The 16,843-nt window shown below is 72.6% G+C and carries 13 protein-coding genes; 9 read left to right on the top strand and 4 right to left on the bottom strand.

All coding sequences use genetic code 11. The features are described from left to right. Window positions 1-7: 7 nt before the first annotated feature. Entirely contained in the window at window positions 8-1,054 is a 1,047-nt protein-coding gene (locus KME79_RS05795; RefSeq protein WP_246639345.1) for an SPFH domain-containing protein, read from the bottom strand. Between the two features lie 109 nt (window positions 1,055-1,163). Here KME79_RS05795 and KME79_RS05790 point away from each other — a divergent pair, with 109 nt between their 5' ends. From KME79_RS05790 to KME79_RS05760, 7 genes are all read left to right on the top strand, one after another. Then, complete coding sequence (locus KME79_RS05790) at window positions 1,164-1,991, top strand: class I SAM-dependent methyltransferase (RefSeq protein WP_219543579.1); 828 nt, start codon at window positions 1,164-1,166, stop codon at window positions 1,989-1,991. Between the two features lie 59 nt (window positions 1,992-2,050). Further along, window positions 2,051-2,929, top strand: coding sequence for a lysylphosphatidylglycerol synthase domain-containing protein (locus KME79_RS05785; RefSeq protein ID WP_219543578.1), 879 nt, complete (start codon window positions 2,051-2,053; stop codon window positions 2,927-2,929). A gap of 93 nt (window positions 2,930-3,022) precedes the next feature. Next, complete coding sequence (locus KME79_RS05780) at window positions 3,023-4,141, top strand: glycosyltransferase family 4 protein (RefSeq protein ID WP_246639344.1); 1,119 nt, start codon at window positions 3,023-3,025, stop codon at window positions 4,139-4,141. 35 nt (window positions 4,142-4,176) lie between these two features. Continuing rightward, window positions 4,177-5,256 (top strand): mannose-1-phosphate guanylyltransferase, encoded by a 1,080-nt coding sequence (gene manB, locus KME79_RS05775; RefSeq protein ID WP_246639343.1) that lies wholly within the window; start codon window positions 4,177-4,179, stop codon window positions 5,254-5,256. A gap of 114 nt (window positions 5,257-5,370) precedes the next feature. Further along, window positions 5,371-6,267 carry a DNA-3-methyladenine glycosylase family protein gene (locus KME79_RS05770; protein WP_219543577.1) on the top strand — a complete coding sequence of 299 codons (897 nt, stop codon included), beginning with the start codon at window positions 5,371-5,373 and terminating at the stop codon, window positions 6,265-6,267. A 59-nt stretch (window positions 6,268-6,326) separates the two neighbouring features. After that, on the top strand, window positions 6,327-8,885 hold the full coding sequence (locus tag KME79_RS05765) for a bifunctional FO biosynthesis protein CofGH (RefSeq protein ID WP_219543576.1): 2,559 nt from the start codon (window positions 6,327-6,329) through the stop codon (window positions 8,883-8,885). An 82-nt stretch (window positions 8,886-8,967) separates the two neighbouring features. Beyond that, window positions 8,968-10,716, top strand: a complete 1,749-nt coding sequence (locus KME79_RS05760) for a substrate-binding and VWA domain-containing protein (RefSeq protein ID WP_308248803.1) — start codon at window positions 8,968-8,970, stop codon at window positions 10,714-10,716. Window positions 10,717-10,761: 45 nt separating this feature from the next. Here KME79_RS05760 and KME79_RS05755 read toward each other — a convergent pair whose 3' ends face one another. The 3 genes from KME79_RS05755 to cofD form a co-directional block, all read right to left on the bottom strand. After that, window positions 10,762-11,496: a lytic polysaccharide monooxygenase gene (locus KME79_RS05755; RefSeq protein WP_219543575.1), complete on the bottom strand. Its 735-nt coding sequence runs from the start codon at window positions 11,494-11,496 to the stop codon at window positions 10,762-10,764. Between the two features lie 125 nt (window positions 11,497-11,621). After that, entirely contained in the window at window positions 11,622-12,914 is a 1,293-nt protein-coding gene (locus KME79_RS05750) for a coenzyme F420-0:L-glutamate ligase (RefSeq protein WP_219543574.1), read from the bottom strand. Next, complete coding sequence (gene cofD, locus KME79_RS05745; protein WP_219543573.1) at window positions 12,911-13,849, bottom strand: 2-phospho-L-lactate transferase; 939 nt, start codon at window positions 13,847-13,849, stop codon at window positions 12,911-12,913. Before cofD ends, KME79_RS05750 begins: the two co-directional genes overlap by 4 nt. A gap of 159 nt (window positions 13,850-14,008) precedes the next feature. Between cofD and KME79_RS05740 the strand changes: the two genes are divergently transcribed. Together KME79_RS05740 and KME79_RS05735 are read left to right on the top strand one after the other, a co-directional pair. After that, window positions 14,009-16,168, top strand: a complete 2,160-nt coding sequence (locus KME79_RS05740) for a hypothetical protein (RefSeq protein ID WP_219543572.1) — start codon at window positions 14,009-14,011, stop codon at window positions 16,166-16,168. Window positions 16,169-16,486: 318 nt separating this feature from the next. Then, on the top strand, window positions 16,487-16,747 hold the full coding sequence (locus tag KME79_RS05735) for a WhiB family transcriptional regulator (RefSeq protein WP_185088496.1): 261 nt from the start codon (window positions 16,487-16,489) through the stop codon (window positions 16,745-16,747). The last annotated feature ends 96 nt before the right edge of the window (window positions 16,748-16,843 follow it).

The raw sequence follows: 16,843 nt of genomic DNA, 5'->3' as shown, positions 1-16,843 counted from the left end.
GAGCCGGTCAGGACGGCGGGAGCGGCGGCGGGGTGTTGTGCAGCAGGGCGGCCAGTTCGGGGACGTCGCGGGCGGGCGCCCACTGGGCCATGCCGGCCCGCCACACCAGCGCGTCGGGGGTGAGCCCGGCGGCGGCCAGTCCGGCCTCGTCGAACGGGCCGCGCCGCTCGCCGCCGACCCCGAGGAACCACTGGTGCTGCTGAGGGAGCGGCGGCGGCTGCTGGGCGGGCTGGCTCAGGGAGGCCGCCATCTGCTGGCCGGCCGCGATGCCCATGCCGAGGCCCATGCCCTCGCCGGCGCCGCCCGCGTTCTCCAGCGCGTTGGCCGCCTGGAACCTCGTGTATTGGCCCAGGTCGCCCGCCAGGCCCATCTGGGTGCGCTTGTCCAGCGCCTTCTCCACCTCGGGCGGGAACGAGATGTTCTCGAAGGAGAAGTTCGGGATCGACAGCCCCACGGTGGACAGGTCGGCGGAGAGGATGTCGGCCAGCTTCTGTCCCATGGCGTGCTGGTCGGCGGCCAGGTCCAGCACCGGCACCTGCGCCGCGCCGAGCGCGCCCGCCAGCCGGCCGACGATCATCTGGCGCAGGTAGCCCTCGACCTCCTCGGTGCGGAAGCGCTGGTCGGTGCCGGCCAGCTCGCGCAGCAGGCTCATCGGCTCGGTGACCTGGACCGAGTAGGAGCCGAACGCCCGCAGCCGCACCGGGCCGAACTCCGGGTCGCGCAGCATGATCGGGTTCTGCGTGCCCCACTTGAAGTCGGTGAACCGCCGGGTGCTGACGAAGTACACCTCGGCCTTGAACGGCGAGTCGAAGCCGTACTTCCAGCCCTTGAGCGTGGACAGGACGGGCAGGTTGCGCGTCTGCAGCGTGAACGTGCCGGGTGGGAACGCGTCGGCGATGTGGCCCTCGTTGACGAACACCGCCACCTGGGACTCGCGGACCACCAGCTTGGCGCCCATCTTGATCTCGTTGTCGTGCCGGGGGAAGCGCCACACGATCGTGTCGCGGCTGTCGTCGAGCCATTCGATGATGTCGATGAATTCGCCGCGGATCATGTCCAGAAAAGCCATAGAGCACCCGCTTATTGGTGGTTCGCACTGGCGGGCACCGTACCAAAGCCGGATCGACTGATGGTCGCGGCGGGCGCGGGTACTGTTGGGCGTCGTGGGGAAGCAACGGGTCGCGCAGCTGGCCTACTCCGAGTTCCAGGCGGCGATGCTCGACGAGGAGAAGCGCCGGCGCAAGGCCGCGAAGATCATCGCGGTGCTGGAGCACTTCCACGGGCCGCTCGGCGGGCTGACCGTGGGCGACGTCGGCTGCTCGGCCGGGTTCATCGCCGACGAGCTGGCCGCGGCGGGGGCCAAGCACACGCTGGGCGTCGACATCGACGTGCCCGGGCTGCGCAGGGCGGCCGACCGGTTCGGCGAGCGGGTGGCGTTCGTCTGCGGCGACGGCACGGCGCTGCCGTTCCCCGACGGGTCGATCGACGTGCTGGTCTTCAACCACATCTACGAGCACGTGGTCGACCCCGACGCGGTGGTGGCCGAGATGCGCCGGGTGCTCTCCGACGAGGGCGTGCTCTACCTCGGGCTGGGCAACCGGCTGGGCGTCATGGAGCCGCACTACAAGCTGCCGTTCCTGTCCTACCTGCCGCCCTCGCTCGCCGACCGCTACGTGCGCGCGTCCGGGCGGGCCGACCACTACTACGAGCGGTTCCGCACCCGGCGCGGGCTGCGCAGGATGCTGCGCGCCTTCCACGTGTGGGACTACACGTTCCCCGTGCTCGCGACGCCGGAGCGGTTCGCGGGCGGCGAGCTGTTCTCCGGCGTCCCGGGCCGTGTGGCGCGCGCTCTCCTGGCCCGCACACCCCGGGCGGCGCTCCGGCTGCTGCTTCCCCTCGTTCCCACGTACCTCTGGGTCGCGACCAAGACCCCGCGCCCGCCCGCGGGCCCCGCGCTCCCGCAGCCCCCCGAACGGGTCCGGCCGCTGTGACGGACGTCCCCCGGTCCGAGGCGTCGCCGTCCCTTCCGTCCGGTGGAGAGCCGCGTGCCGTGCCCGCCAGGCGGTGGGGGTGGCGAAAGGCCGTGCGGGGCGGGTTCCTCGTCGTGGCGCTGGGGTTCGGGGCCTGGGCCGTGGCGTCGCGGTGGGAGGAGGTCGCCGCCGGGTTCCGGCAGCTGACGCCGGGCATGGTCGGAGCCTCGCTGGCCGCCGTGGTGGCGGCGCTGCTGGGCGCCATGCTGACGTGGCGGACGCTGCTGGCCGACCTGGGGTCGCGGCTTCCCGTACGGAGCGCGGCCAAGGTGTTCTTCGTGGGCCAGCTCGGCAAGTACATCCCGGGAGCCGTGTGGCCGATGCTCGCGCAGATGGAGATGGGCCGCGACCTCGGGGTGCCGCGGGCCAGGAGCGCGGCGGCGTTCTTCCTGATGATGCCGGTCCAACTCGCCAGCGGGCTGCTGGTGGCGTTCGCGACGCTGGGCTGGGACCGGTTCGGATGGCTGCTGCTCCTGGTGCCGGCGCTGCTCGTGCTGCTGGAGCCCAAGGTGATCAACGCGGTGATCGGCTACGGGCTGCGCAGGCTGAAGCGGCCGCCGCTGGAGCGGCCGCTCACCCGTAAGGGGATGCTCGCCGCGCTCGGCTGGGCGTTCGCGGGCTGGGCCTGTTACGGGATCCACCTCTACTTCGTCGCCCCGCAGGGCGGGGTGGTCTTCGCCGTCGGGGCGTTCGCGCTGTCGTGGTGCCTGGGCATCATGACGTTCGTGGTGCCCGCAGGGGCGGGAGTCAGGGAGGTGGCCATGGTGGCGGCGCTGGCGCCGGTGATGCCGGCCGGACCGGCCATCGCGGTCGCGCTCAGCTCCCGCGTGGTGATCGTGCTGGGTGACCTGATCTGCGCCGGTGTGGCCGGATTGTCAGCGCGGCGTTCCTCCGTGTGATTTGGCGCACGTTTTGGGGGACGCTGGTCATAAGGTGGAAGAAGAGGGGGGCCGCCGGGTCCCACGTTGATCTTGAGGGGAGAAGATCACGTAATGCCTCGAGTGCTCGTCGACGCGGCGGCGGTTCCCGCCGACCGCGGCGCACTGATCAGATATGTCGACGGCTTGGTGGCGGCGCTCGACCGGGCGGGCGCCGACCTGGCGGTGGTCTGCCAGCGGGCCGACGCCGCCCGCTACAGACGCCTGGCCCCGTCCGCGCGCGTCCTCCCCGGTCCCGTCTCGATCACGAATCGCGCGGCCAGGCTCGCCTGGGAGCAGACCGGACTGCCGCTGCTCGCCCGCCAGGCCGGGGCCGACGTGATCCACGCCCCCTACTACTCCATCCCGCTCCGCTCGGGCCTGCCGACCGTGGTGACGGTGCACGACGTCACCTGGTTCACCGAGCCCGAGCAGTACAGCCCGGCCAAGGCCTCGTTCTTCCGCTCCGCGACCCGCACCGCCGTGCGCCACGCCAACCGGGTGATCGTGCCGTCCAAGGCGACCAGGGACGAGCTCGTGCGCGTCCTCCACGCCGACCCGACCCGCATCGACGTCGCCTACCACGGGGTCGACCAGAGCCAGTTCCACCCGCCCTCCGAGGAGGAGACCAGGCGGGCGGCCAGCCGGTGCGGGCTGCACGGGCAGCCGTACGTCGCGTTCCTGGGCGCGCTGGAGCCGCGCAAGAACGTGCCCAACCTGATCCGCGGCTTCGCCACGGCGGTCAAGGACCTGGAGACGCCGCCGGCCCTGGTGCTCGGCGGCGGCGTGCACGAGGACGACGTCGACGCGGCGTGCCGCGAGGTGGAGGCCACGGTCAAGGTGGTGCGGCCGGGCTTCCTGGGCGCCCCCGACCTGGCGGGGTTCCTCGGCGGCGCGCTCGTGGTGGCGTTCCCGTCACGGGGCGAGGGGTTCGGGCTCCCGGTGCTGGAGGCGATGGCCTGCGGGGCCCCGGTGCTCACCACCCACCGCACGTCACTGCCGGAGGTCGGCGGCGACGCCGTCGCCTACACCGAGCCCGACGCCGGCAGCATCGCCGCGGGGCTCGCCGACCTGCTGGCCTCGCCCGAGAGGAGGCGGCGGCTCAGCGAGGCGGGGCTGCGGAGGGCACGCGAGTTCACCTGGGAAGCTTCGGCCGAGGCACACCTGTGCGCCTTCCAACGCGCGACGGAATAGTTCGGTAACCTCCCACAACTATGGAGAGCAGCTCTTTGCCAGACCTCGAGGCGATACTCCTGGTCGGAGGCCGTGGCACGCGCCTGCACCCGTTGACTCTCGGCACGCCGAAGCCGCTGCTGCCGACGGCGGGGGTGCCGTTCCTGGCCCACCAGCTGGCGCGCGCCCGCGCGTTCGGGGTGCGCCGGATCGTCTTCGCGACGTCTTACAAGGCGGCGATGTTCGAGCCGGTCTTCGGCGACGGGTCGGCGCTGGGGCTCTCCCTGGAGTACATGACGGAGGAGACCCCGCTCGGCACCGGCGGCGCGATCCGCAACGCGGCCCAGGCGCTCGGCTCGGGGCCGTCCGATCCGGTCCTGGTGCTCAACGGCGACATTCTGTCGGGTCACGACATCGGCGAGCAGGTGCGCCTCCACCTGGCGCGCCAGGCCGCTGTAACGCTCCATTTGACGGAGGTGGAAGATCCGGCCCGGTTCGGTTGCGTGCCCACCGACGACGAGGGACGGGTGACGGCGTTCCTGGAGAAGACGCCCAATCCGGTGACCAACCGGATCAACGCCGGCTGTTACGTGTTCACCCGGTCGGTCATCGACGAGATCCCGCGCGACGAGGTGGTGTCGGTGGAGCGCGAGACGTTCCCCGCCCTGATCGAGTCGGGGCGGCCCGTGCTCGGTTACGCCACCCGCACCTACTGGCTGGACGTCGGCACGCCGGCCGCGTTCGTGCAGGGCTCGCGTGACCTGGTGCTCGGCCGGCTGGAGTCGCCCGCGATGCCGGGGGCCACGGGCGAGTTCCTGGCGCTGCCTGGCTCGTCGGTGTCCCCGGAGGCCAAGGTGCAGGGCGGCACGTCCGTCTGCGAAGGCGCGGTGGTCGGCGCGGGCGCCACGGTGACCGGCTCGGTGCTGTGCGAGGAGTCCGTGGTGGAGCCCGGCGCCGTCGTCACCGACTCGGTCCTGGGCCGGGGCGCGCGGGTCCGCGGCGGCGCGGTGGTGCGCGACGCGGTGATCGGCGACGGCGCCGTCGTGGGGCCGGGCAACGAGCTGCTGGCCGGGGTGCGCGTCTGGCCCGGGGTGGAGCTGCCGGAGCGCGCGATCCGCTACTCCAGCGACGAGTGACCGGCCGTGCGCCTTCGTACGGAGGACGAACGGGTGCGGGAGTGACGGGCCGTACGCCCCACCCGCGCCTTCGTGCTGGTGCGCTGAGCTGCGGGGGCACGGCAGACTGGACGGGTGAGGGAGCGTAGCTGGGTTCCGGACGGGCCGCTGGACGTGGGCCTGGCGCTGGCGCCGCACAAGCGGGGCGGCGGTGACCCGGCCTGGCGGCAGACGCCCGACGGCGCGATCTGGCGCACCTGCCGCACCCCCAGAGGGATCGCCACGCTGCGGGTGTCGGTGGCGGGCGGGCAGGTGCGCGGGCAGGCCTGGGGGCCGGGGGCCGAGTGGATGCTCGACGGGCTGCCGGCGCTGCTCGGCGCCGACGACGACGTCTCCGGGTTCGAGGCCAGGCACGAGATCCTGCGCGAGGCGGTGCGCAGGCACGCGGGGTTGCGGATCGGCAGGACGGGCCGGGTCATGGAGGCCCTGGTGCCCGCGGTGCTGGAGCAGAAGGTCGTCGGCCAGGAGGCCTGGCGGGCGTGGCGGTGGCTGCTGGGTCGCTACGGCGAGCCCGCGCCGGGGCCGGCCCCGGAGGGCATGCGGGTGGCGCCGGAGCCGTCGGTGTGGCGCGAGATCCCGGCCTGGCACTGGCACCGGTCGGGCGCGGAGACCGTGCGCGCGAAGACGATCGCGACCGCCGCCTGGCACGCCGCCAAGCTGGAGGCGGCGGCCACCAGCGAGGAGCTCGACCGGCTGCTGCGGGCGCTGCCGGGCATCGGGGTGTGGACGTCGGCGGAGGTGCGCCAGCGGGTCTTCGGCGACCCCGACGCGATCAGCGTCGGCGACTTCCACCTCGCCAAGATCGTGGGGTACGCGCTGACGGGGGAGAAGACCGACGACCCGGGCATGCTGCGCCTGCTGGAGCCGTATCTCGGCCATCGCCACCGGGCCGGTCTGTTCATCACGCTGACCGGCCGCCGCCCGCCGGCCCGCGGCCCCCGGATGGCCGCCAGGGACTACCGGTCGTTCTGACCGCGGTTCTGCGGTACCGGGCGTCCGCTTTGCGAAGTTCCCCTGAGTAAGGTCTGCCTATGACCGTTGTCAGTGATTCGGCCCTTCGCCGCGCTCTCGCCCGCGCCCGTGACGGCAAGGCGCTCGACCTCACCGAGGCCGTCGTGCTGCTGCACGCGCGGGGTGAGCATCTCGACGCCCTGCTCGGGCACGCCTCCCGGGTACGGGACGCGGGCCTGGAGGCCGTCGGCCGTGCCGGGACCATCACCTACAGCCGTAAGGTGTTCATCCCCCTGACCAGGTTGTGCCGGGATCGCTGCGGCTACTGCACGTTCGCCACCGCCCCGCACAAGCTGCCGTCGCCGTTCCTGTCCCCCGACGAGGTGCTGGAGATCGCCCGGCAGGGCGCCGCGCTGGGTTGCAAGGAGGCGCTGTTCACGCTGGGCGACCGGCCGGAGGACCGCTGGCACCAGGCCCGCGAGTGGCTCGACGCGCACGGCTACGACGACACGCTCTCGTACGTGCGCGCGATGGCGATCAGGGTGCTGGAGGAGACCGGGCTGCTGCCGCACCTCAACCCGGGCGTGCTGAGCTGGCGTGACCTGCAGCGGCTCAAGCCGGTGTCCCCGTCCATGGGCATGATGCTGGAGACCACGTCGCGGCGCCTGTTCGAGGAGAAGGGGCAGCCCCACTACGGGTCGCCGGACAAGGACCCGGCGGTGCGGCTGCGGGTGCTGGAGGACGCGGGGCGCAGCAACGTGCCGTTCACCACCGGCATCCTCATCGGCATCGGGGAGACGATCGAGGACCGGGCCGAGTCGATCTTCGCGATCCGCCGGGTGGCCCGCGAGTACGGCGGCGTCCAGGAGGTCATCGTGCAGAACTTCCGCGCCAAGCCGGACACGGCGATGCGCGGGCTGCCGGACGCCGACCTGGAGGAGCTGGCCGCCACCATCGCCGTGACCCGGCTCGTCCTCGGGCCGAAGGCACGCGTCCAGGCGCCGCCGAACCTGGTCGACGCCGAGTACGCGCTCATGATCCGGGCCGGGATCGACGACTGGGGCGGCGTGTCGCCGCTGACCCCGGACCACGTGAACCCGGAGCGGCCGTGGCCGCAGATCGACGAGCTGGCGACGCGTACCGCCGAGTCGGGGTTCCGGCTCAGGGAGAGGCTGACGATCTATCCCGAGTACGTCCGGGCGGGCGAGCCGTGGCTGGACCCGCGGCTGGCGGCGCACGTGGCCGCGCTGGCGGAGCCGGAGACCGGGCTGGCCAGGGAGGGCGCGATCCCGGAGGGACTGCCCTGGCAGGAGCCCGACGGCGGGTTCGCCCCAGGCGGGCGGGTGGACCTGCACGTCGAGGTCGACACCACGGGCCGCACCCACGACCGGCGGGACGACTTCGACCACGTGTACGGCGACTGGGAGGCCCTGCGCGACCGCCTCCCCGCCGCGACCGGCGGCGGCGGGACGCCCGCCGAGATCAGGAAGGCGCTGGGCAGGGCCGCGAGCGACCCCGCCGGGCTCACCGACGACGAGGCCGTGGCGCTGCTGTCGGCCGACGGCGAGGCGCTGGACGAGCTGGCCGGGATCGCCGACGCGCTGCGCAGGGAGGCGGCCGGCGACGACGTGACCTACGTGGTCAACAGGAACATCAACTTCACCAACGTCTGCTACACCGGCTGCCGGTTCTGCGCCTTCGCCCAGCGCAGGACGGACGCCGACGCGTACACGCTCAGCCTGGAGCAGGTGGCCGACCGGGCGGAGGAGGGCTGGCAGGCGGGCGCCACCGAGGTGTGCATGCAGGGCGGCATCCACCCCGACCTGCCCGGCACCGCGTACTTCGACATCGCCAGGGCGGTCAAGGCGCGCACACCGGACATGCACGTGCACGCCTTCTCGCCGATGGAAGTGATCAACGGCGCCAGCCGGGCGAACCTGTCCGTCGAGGAGTGGCTGCACGGCGCCCGCGAGGCCGGGGTCGACTCGCTGCCCGGGACCGCCGCCGAGATCCTCGACGACGACGTGCGCTGGGTGCTCACCAAGGGCAAGCTGCCCGCCGCCGAGTGGATCGACGTCGTCACGACGGCCCACCGGGTCGGCATCCCGACCACCGCCACGATGATGTACGGGCACGTGGACAACCACCTGCACTGGGTGCGGCACATCAAGCTGATCAGGCGGCTGCAGGAGGAGACCGGCGGCTTCTCCGAGTTCGTGCTGCTGCCGTTCGTGCACACCAGCGCGCCCATCTATCTGGCGGGTGTGGCCAGGCCCGGCCCCACCGCGCAGGAGAACCGCGCCGTGCACGCGCTGGCCAGGATTCTGCTGCACGGCGCGATCCGCAACATCCAGTGCTCCTGGGTCAAGCTCAGGGACGACCTGTGCCGCCAGGTGCTCCAGGGCGGCGTGAACGACCTGGGCGGCACCCTCATGGAGGAGACCATCAGCCGGATGGCCGGGTCGGAGAACGGCTCGTACAAGACCATCAGCGAGCTGCGGGCCATGGTGGAGGTGACCGGGCGGCCGGTCCGCCAGCGCACCACCGAGTACGGCGTGCCCGGCGCGGAGCGGCTGGCCGCCGCCGCGGCCAGCGACGGCGTGTGCCAGAGCGTGCGCAGGGTGCTGCCCCTGGCGTAGATATAACCAGTTCTAGTTAGACTGTCGTCCGCTCTGGGAGGCACTGGGAACATCGGCACCCCCTTCGGAGAGAGGTTTCACCGTGCGTTTGGGCCGACACCGCGCCGCGCTGTCCCCCCAGCAGAGGCGGAGCCGGGCGCTGTGGCGCGGCGTGCTGGCGGGCACGACCGTGGTGGCCGTGCTCGCGGCGGCGATCGTCCTGGTGTTCGGCGGCGGCGCGGCCGTGTGCGCCACGCGAGAGCCTGTTCTGGTCGACGTGGCGGCCGCGGTGGACGTGGCCCCCGCCGTCATGGAGGCGGCCGGGCGGTTCAACGAGACCAGAACCACGGCCGGCGGCCGATGCGTGCTCGTCCAGGTGACCGAGCAGCCTCCGGCCACGGTCTTACGCACGCTCATCGGCGACAAGGTGGGCGTGCTGCGCGAGCGGCCGGACGGGTGGGTGGCTGACTCGTCCGCCTGGATCCGGCTCGCCCGCGACCAGGGGGCCGGCGCGCTGCCGGGCGGCGAGACCGTGGTGGCCACCTCGCCGCTGGTGTTCGCCACCCGCTCGTCGCTGGCCGAGCGGTTCGCCATCGGCAAGACGGAGATGAACTGGCGGATGGTGTTCCCGGCCACCGTCCGGGGCCGGCTCGCGCCCACGGAGAACGAGCCCGACGTCGTCCGCGTGCCCGACCCGTCGCTGGCGGGCGCCGGCATCGCCACCGTCGCCGCCGCCCGCGACGTCGTCGGTACGGGCCCGGAGGCGGACAAGGCGCTGACCGCGTTCGTCCGGTGGGCGCAGGCCGGGTCGGCGCCCGACTACCGGAGCATGCTGACCGCGGTGGACGACCGCACGTTCTGGCAGCGGCCGGTCGTCATCGTGCCCGAGCAGTCGGTGTGGCACCACAACCGCGCCCCGTCGGACGACCCGGTGGTCGCGCTGCACCCGCGCGAGGGCACGATCACGCTCGACTACCCGTACGTGGTGACCGCCACCGACCCGGCCGTGGCCGAGGCGTCCAAGGCGTTCGCCGGTTGGCTGGCGGACGCCGAGGCGCAGGAGATCGTGCGCCGGGCGGGTTTCCGGTCGGGGGACGGCGCGCACGGGCCGATCTCGCCGGGCCCGGAGATCCCGCAGGCGACGCCGAAGGTGCGCCCGTCGGTGTCGTCCGAGGACATCGACGAGGCGCTGCGGGCGTGGAGCAGGCTCGCCCCGCCGACGAACATCCTCGTGCTGACCGACACCTCCAGGCACATGGCGGAGAAGCTGAAGGGCACAACCAAGGCCGAGGTCGCGCTGGAGGCGGCCAGGATCGGGCTCCAGCTCTTCCCCGAGTCCACGCACATGGGGCTGTGGGAGTTCGCGCACCGGGCCGGCGGCCTGCACGGCTACCGCGAGCGGGTCGGCCTGGGGCCGATCAACGAGCCGGAGTCCGGCCAGCTCGTCCGGCGCGGCGAGCTGAACCGGCTGACCACCACGATGAAGGCCGACCCCGACCGCGACAGCTCGCTCTACGACGCGATACTCGGCGGCTTCCGCGAGGTCGGCGGCGAGTACCGCGAGGAGATGAACAACACGCTCCTGGTGATCACCGCCGGGAAGGACGACGGCCGCGGCGTCAAGCGGCAGGCCCTGCTGGACCGGCTGCGCGGGGAGTGGAAGCCGGACCGGCCGGTGCAGATCATCGTCATCGCCTTCGGCGACGACGTGGACCGCGACGGCCTGACGGCCATCACCGCCGCCACCAACGGCTCGCTGCACGTGGCCCAGCAGCCCGGCGAGATCATCGACGTCTTCCTCGCCGCCCTGGCCCGCCGCCTCTGCCATCCCACCTGCAAGCCGGCGGCGTGAAGAAGGGGGCGCCGTGCGGGGCGCCCCCTTCGGTTCAGGGGATCGTCAGACGCGCTGCCAGAGGGCGGGCACGTTCGGCGGCTCCCAGCCGGTGAGGGCGGTGTGCGCCTGGATGCAGCGGTAGGTGGCGCCGCCGTAGGTCACGGTGGAGCCGACCGCGTACGCGGTGCCGGCCTTCCAGGTGCCGCCCGGGTTCGAGGTGGGCGTCGGGGTCGGTGTGGTGGGCGTGGGGGTGGGTGTCGGGGTCGGGGTGGGGTTCGGGTTGCCGCCGCCGCCGATCTGCAGGTCGATGCAGGCGTAGAAGGCCATGGGGGTGTCGGCGATGTTCCAGATGGCCAGCACCTTCTGCTTGCCGCTGTAGCCCGACAGGTTCACGGTGTGGCTGACCTGGGCGGCGGGCTGCCGGCCGCCGTCGTTGAACACGGCGACGCGGTTGGCGCCGATGTAGTACTCCCAGGTGCTGGTGGCGTGGCGGGCGGTCAGCGTCCAGTTGAAGTTGACCGTGGTGCCGACCGAGGTGACGGGCCAGTTCTTGCTCTCGTCGCTGAGCTGGGCGAACCGGGCCACGCCGCCGTGGCAGTTGCGCTGGCCCTTCTGGCCTTCCACGCTCTGCGGCTCGTAGATGATGTCGCCGCAGCCGGAGACCCGGCCCTGCGCGCAGTGGGCCTGCCGGCTGGGCGGCGCGTTCACGTACCCGTGGGCCAGGGCGGGGGCGGCGGAGACGACCGTGGTGGCGGAGGCGAGCGCCGCCACCGACAGTACTGTGAGCATCCTTCGCATCGAGTGGCTCCTTTACCTTGGGGGGTGCGCCCAATGTAAAGGAAAGTTTCCTAACAGTGAACCGATTCGTGACTATTCATGAGAAAGCCAGTCAGTGAGAGATACGTGACCCCTGCCGCCCCGGATCAACGCGTCACCGTGAAGTCCGCGGCGTCGCGCGGCGCCCGGTCGCGCGGGGGAGCGGCGGCGTGGCCCACCGCGACGCACCCCATCGGGTCCCACGCCTCCGGCAGGTCGAGCACCTCACGCACCACCGGGCGGCAGAACATGGTCGACGACACCCACGCCGAGCCCAGCCCTTCGACGGCGAGCTGGACCAGGAAGTTCTGCACCCCCGCGCCCGTCGCCACCACGAACATCTCCCGCTCCGCCGCGTTGCGCCGCTCGTCGCGGTACGTGTGCGAGCCCTCCATCACCAGGCACGGCACCACCAGGTAGGGCGCGTCGCGCAGCACGTCGCCGCGCTGGATCCGCTTGGCGATCGACTCCTCGGTGAACCCGTCGCCGCGCAGGTCGGCGATCCACGCCTCGCGCATGGCGTCGAGCAGCCGCACCCGGGTCTCCGCCGACTCCACCAGCACGAACCGCCACGGCGTCGTGTGGTGCGGCGCGGGGGCGGCGATGCCCGCCGCCACGGCCCGCCGCACCGCCTGCGGATCCACCGGCCGGTCGGCGAACGCCCTGATCGTCCGGCGGGCGAAGACCACGTCGCGCGACCCGTACCGGAACATGTCCTCGTCGGCGGGACGCACCAGCGGCCGGACCCCCGGGCCGTCGTCCTCGGTCACCAGGTGCGACAGCCCGCGCACGATCGCCACGGGGACCCCGTCGAGCTTGCCCTTGACCAGCTCGGCCGCGGCGGCGATCTCGTCGGCCAGGGCCGTCACGGTGGCGCTGAGCGGGTTGCCGTGGGTGTCGGCGCCGCCGCGGAAGTCGGCCAGCGGGAGCATCCCGGCCACGCCGACGGCCACGTCGGTCAGCCCGTTCCGCCACGGCCGGCCGAACGTGTCGGAGACGATCACTCCGACGCGGCGGCCCAGACCGGCCCTGATCCGGCGCGCCGAGGCGTCGGGGTCCTCGGGGAGCAGCAGGACGGTGCCGGCGGCGGTGTTGGACGCGTCGACCCCGGCGGCGGCCATGACGAAGCCGTGGCGGGTCTGCGAGATCACCGTGTCGCCGCGCCTGGCGACCACCCGGACGGTCTCGTCCTCGATGGCCTTGGCCCGGTCGGGGGCCTCGCGGACGCGGCCCTCCGCCTTGCTCACGATCTTGGACGTGACGACGACGATGTCGCCGTCACGCACGTCCGCGTCCGCCAGCAGGACGGCCAGGTCGTCTCCGGGGCGCACCTCGCCGAGGCCGGGCACGCCGAACACCTCCAGCCGCTCGGCCGCGGAGAGGGTGGGGTCAGTGGTCATCCGGAGAGCTCCTGCGCGAGGTCGAGGGCGGCGCGGGCGATGGCGGCCGCCGCGTCCTGGTCGGTCATGAGAAGGGGGCGGGCCGCCACCCGGACGCCTTCCAGCGCCACCCCGGAGTCCTCGGGCGCCACCAGCCAGCCGTCGACCAGGTCGGCGCCGTACAGCTCCAGCACCGCCTGGGCGCTGGTCTCCACCCCGATCGCCGTCAGGCAGGCGTCGGCCATGCCGCGCACCGGGGCGCCGCCGATGATGGGCGAGACGCCCACCACGGTCTTCGCCAGCAGCGCCTCGCGGATGCCCGGGACCTGGAGGATCGTCCCGATGCTGACCACCGGGTTGGACGGCGGCAGGATCACCAGGTCGGCCTCGGCGATGGCCTCCAGCACGCCCGGCGCGGGCTTGGCGGCGTCGACGCCGACCAGCGCGAACGACTCCGCCGGGACCGAGGCGCGCAGCCGGACCCACCACTCCTGGAAGTGGACGGCGCGCCTGCCCCGCTCGTCGGAGATGACCACGTGCGTCTCGCACCGGTCGTCGGTCATCGGCAGCAGCCGCACCCCCGGCTGCCAGCGGGTGCAGAGGGCCTGGGTGATCTGGGAGAGCGGGAAGCCGGCCTCCAGCATCTGGGAGCGCACGATGTGGGTGGCGAAGTCGCGGTCGCCCAGCCCGAACCACTGCGGTTCGACCCCGTACGCGGCCAGCTCCTCCTTGACCACGTGGGTCTCGTCCAGGCGGCCCCAGCCCTGTTCCTCGTTGATGCCGCCGCCCAGGGTGTACATGACGGTGTCGAGATCGGGGCAGACCCGCAGGCCGAACAGGGTGATGTCGTCACCGGTGTTGCCGATCACGGTGATCTGGTCGTCCGGGGCGGTGGCGCGCAGCCCGCGCAGGAAACGGGCGCCGCCGATGCCGCCGGCGAGGGACACGATGTGCATGCGGTCAGTCTTGCATCGTGCCCTTTTGTCCCTTCCCCTGAGCCGGGGCAAGCGGGAGGAAGGGCGCGCATTGAGACCAACGCGCGACCTGTGATCGAAGCGGTCTTTGCCACGATATGGCAAACTCCCTTCGGGCTAAAGGGTCTGATGGGGGTAGTTGTGAACAAGCTTGACGTCGCCCGGTTGAGAGAGCCGGCCGCCTGGATCATGCTGGCCGCCGGCGGTCTGGACATCCTGGTCACGCTCGGCCGGATCTTCATCGGCTCGTCCGACAGCTTCACGATCACGGAGCGCGCATCCACGTACTTCGGGGGCCTGACCAGCCCCGTGGTGACCGCGCTGCTGCTCGGCGCGGTGCTGCTGCTCACCAAGGTCGGCCCGCCCTCGCCCAAGGCCAAGATCGCGGCGTACGGCGCCACGGCGTTCCTCGGGCTGGCCACCCTGTTCGGCGCGCTGTCGCTGCTGCTGGGGCTGTTCGCGGACCGGGGCGCGCGCTCCACCGTGGAGTTCGTGCTCGGCGGCGCGCCCCAGCTCGCGCTGACCGTGATCGCGCTGGTCTATCTGCTGCCCCAGGTCCTGCCCGAGCGCAAGCCCACCGGCTACCCGCAGGGCTTCCCGCCGGGGTACGGCCCGCAGGGCTTCGGCCAGCAGGGGTACGGGCAGCAGCCCGACTTCGGCCAGCAGCAGGGGTACGGCCAGCAGCCTCCCTCCCAGGGCCAGCCGATGCCGGGCTACGGCCAGCAGCCGCCTTCGCAGGGCCAGCCGATGCCGGGGTTCGCCCAGCAGCCGCCGCCCCAGGAGTACGCCCCCCAGCCGCCGTCCCAGGAATACGCTCCCCAGCCTCCGTCGCAGGAGTACGCCCCGCAGCCTCCGTCCCAGGGCGTTCCCGGATTCGCGCAGCAGGGGCAGGAGGCATACCAGCCGCAGCCCCCGTCCCAGCAGCCGAGGGCCGCGCTCCCGGCCGCCCCCGCGGACCGCGACCAGAGCCACGAGCCGGCCTTCCCCCAACAGGCCCCGGCCCAGGACCAGTACGCCGCGCCCGTCCAGGACCAGTACGCTCCGCCCGCTCAGGACGCCTACGCCCCGCCCGTCCAGGACCAGTACGCCGCGCCCGCTCAGGACGCCTACGTCCCGCCTGTTCAGGATCAGTACGCCGCGCCCGCCCAGGACGCCTACGCCCCCTCCGCCCAGGACCAGTACGCCGCGCCCGCCCAGGGTGCGTATGCGACTCCTCCCGCGCAGGAGTTCGCCTCGCCCGCGCAGGACCAGTACGCCCCGCCCTCTCAGGGCGCGTACGCGACTCCGCCCGTCCAGGACCAGTACGCGCCGCCCGCGCAGGCCCCGGACCAGTTCGCGCCGCAGGCCCAGGACCCGTACGCGGCGCCGCCCGCGCAGTCGCAGGAGCAGTACGTGCCGCCCGGCCAGGGACAGGACCCGTACGCCACGCCCGCCCACGCCCAGGACCCCTACGCCCCCCAGGCCCAGCAGGCCGCGTACACCTCCGGTGAGACCTCGCCGGACGCCGGGTTCAAGCCCCAGGAGTATCAGCCCGCCCCGTACGTGCCCGCCGACAGCCTGCCCAACGCGTACCCCCCGCCCAACCCGTACGCCCCGGCCGAGAGCCAGCCCGACGTCTACGCCCAGCCGAACCCGTACACCCCCGCCGACAGCCAGCCCAACGCGTACGCCCCGTACACGCCGCAGGCGGACAGCCAGCCCCCGGCGGGCCAGTCCGGCGGGTTCGGCCAGCCCTACTCCTCGGGCGAGACCGCGCCGAGCGTCCCCTACCCCCAGGCCGACCAGGCCCAGCAGCCCTACTACGACCAGGCGCCGGCGTTCGACCAGCAGTCCCCGCCGCAGGGCGGCCAGCCGTTCACGGGGTACTCCGGCCACGAGTTCGGGTCCCCCCAGGAGCCCGACCCGCCCGTGGACCCGCGCTCGCAGCAGCTGCTCGACGCCTACCAGCAGGCGGAGACGTACCAGTCAGGCATCATCGGCACCCAGCCCGACCTGCGCGTGCCGGACTACACCAGCCAGCCGAATTCGTACGACGACCCGTTCGGCCACCCGCAGCAGCCGCCCCAGCAGCAGGCCCACCAGCCCCAGCCCCAGCACCAGGCGCCGCAGGAGGGCCAGCACCAGCCCGGCCAGCCGAACCCGTACGAGCCCCAGGCCTACCAGCCGACCCACCAGGCGCCCGCGGGCTGGAGCGGCGGTCAGCCGGCGGACTCGACGGTCAGGCTCGACCCGAACTCCTACCGCGGGGACGACCCGATCGACCCGACGGCGATATACACCCCCAACGAGCCCCGCAGGTAAGGGACCCGCAAAGGACTGCTAGAGAAGAGGTGGCTGAAGGGCGGAGCTCTATCCCGCCCTGATACGGTTCCGACCGCTGACAGCGTTGAACACGCCCGTCCACGCCGCATCAGAACGGCGCAATTCGGGCGCGAACCACACACGCGAGCTGGACCGGGGCGAGACCAGGTCTTTCCCCGGATACCGGCATGCCGCTTGACGTCACGTACAGCACACGCGTGTAATTACAACCATGTTGTTACGCCTTCCAGTGGGTGGGTAATAAGGAAGGCGTTCCATGGGGGGCTCCATTGCGGGCGGGCGGCAGGGAGGTGTGCAGTGACCGACTTGGTCATCGCACAAGATCAGCTTGACGCTGAAGAACTGGGCTGGCAGGAGCGCGCGCTCTGCGCGCAGACTGATCCGGAGGCGTTCTTCCCGGAAAAGGGCGGCTCCACCAGAGAAGCCAAGAAGGTGTGCCGATCGTGCGAGGTTCGTGCCGAGTGCTTGGAATACGCACTTGAGCACGACGAGCGCTTCGGCATCTGGGGTGGGTTGTCCGAGCGGGAGCGCAGAAGGATCAAGCGCGAGGCCGTTTAGCGATATGCGGACGGAGGGGTCACACGGGAGTTCCCGTGTGACCCCTTTTTCATGTGGATGACCCGGTTCGGCCTGTAGGGTAAGCGCCGCCGATCA

Origin of the sequence: Nonomuraea harbinensis (assembly GCF_019396385.1) — a bacterium.
Taxonomy (GTDB): domain Bacteria; phylum Actinomycetota; class Actinomycetes; order Streptosporangiales; family Streptosporangiaceae; genus Nonomuraea; species Nonomuraea ferruginea.
Note: the sequence above shows the minus strand (reverse complement) of the source record. Positions and strands in the feature narration are given on the sequence as shown.

Coding starts and splice junctions, on each gene's coding strand:
- KME79_RS05765 (WP_219543576.1), top strand. CDS start 6,327: ATGACCGTTGTCAGTGATTCGGCCCTTCGCCGCGCTCTCGCCCGCGCC.
- KME79_RS05750 (WP_219543574.1), bottom strand. CDS start 12,914: ATGACCACTGACCCCACCCTCTCCGCGGCCGAGCGGCTGGAGGTGTTC.
- KME79_RS05795 (WP_246639345.1), bottom strand. CDS start 1,054: ATGATCCGCGGCGAATTCATCGACATCATCGAATGGCTCGACGACAGC.
- cofD (WP_219543573.1), bottom strand. CDS start 13,849: ATGCACATCGTGTCCCTCGCCGGCGGCATCGGCGGCGCCCGTTTCCTG.
- KME79_RS05780 (WP_246639344.1), top strand. CDS start 3,023: ATGCCTCGAGTGCTCGTCGACGCGGCGGCGGTTCCCGCCGACCGCGGC.
- KME79_RS05755 (WP_219543575.1), bottom strand. CDS start 11,496: ATGCGAAGGATGCTCACAGTACTGTCGGTGGCGGCGCTCGCCTCCGCC.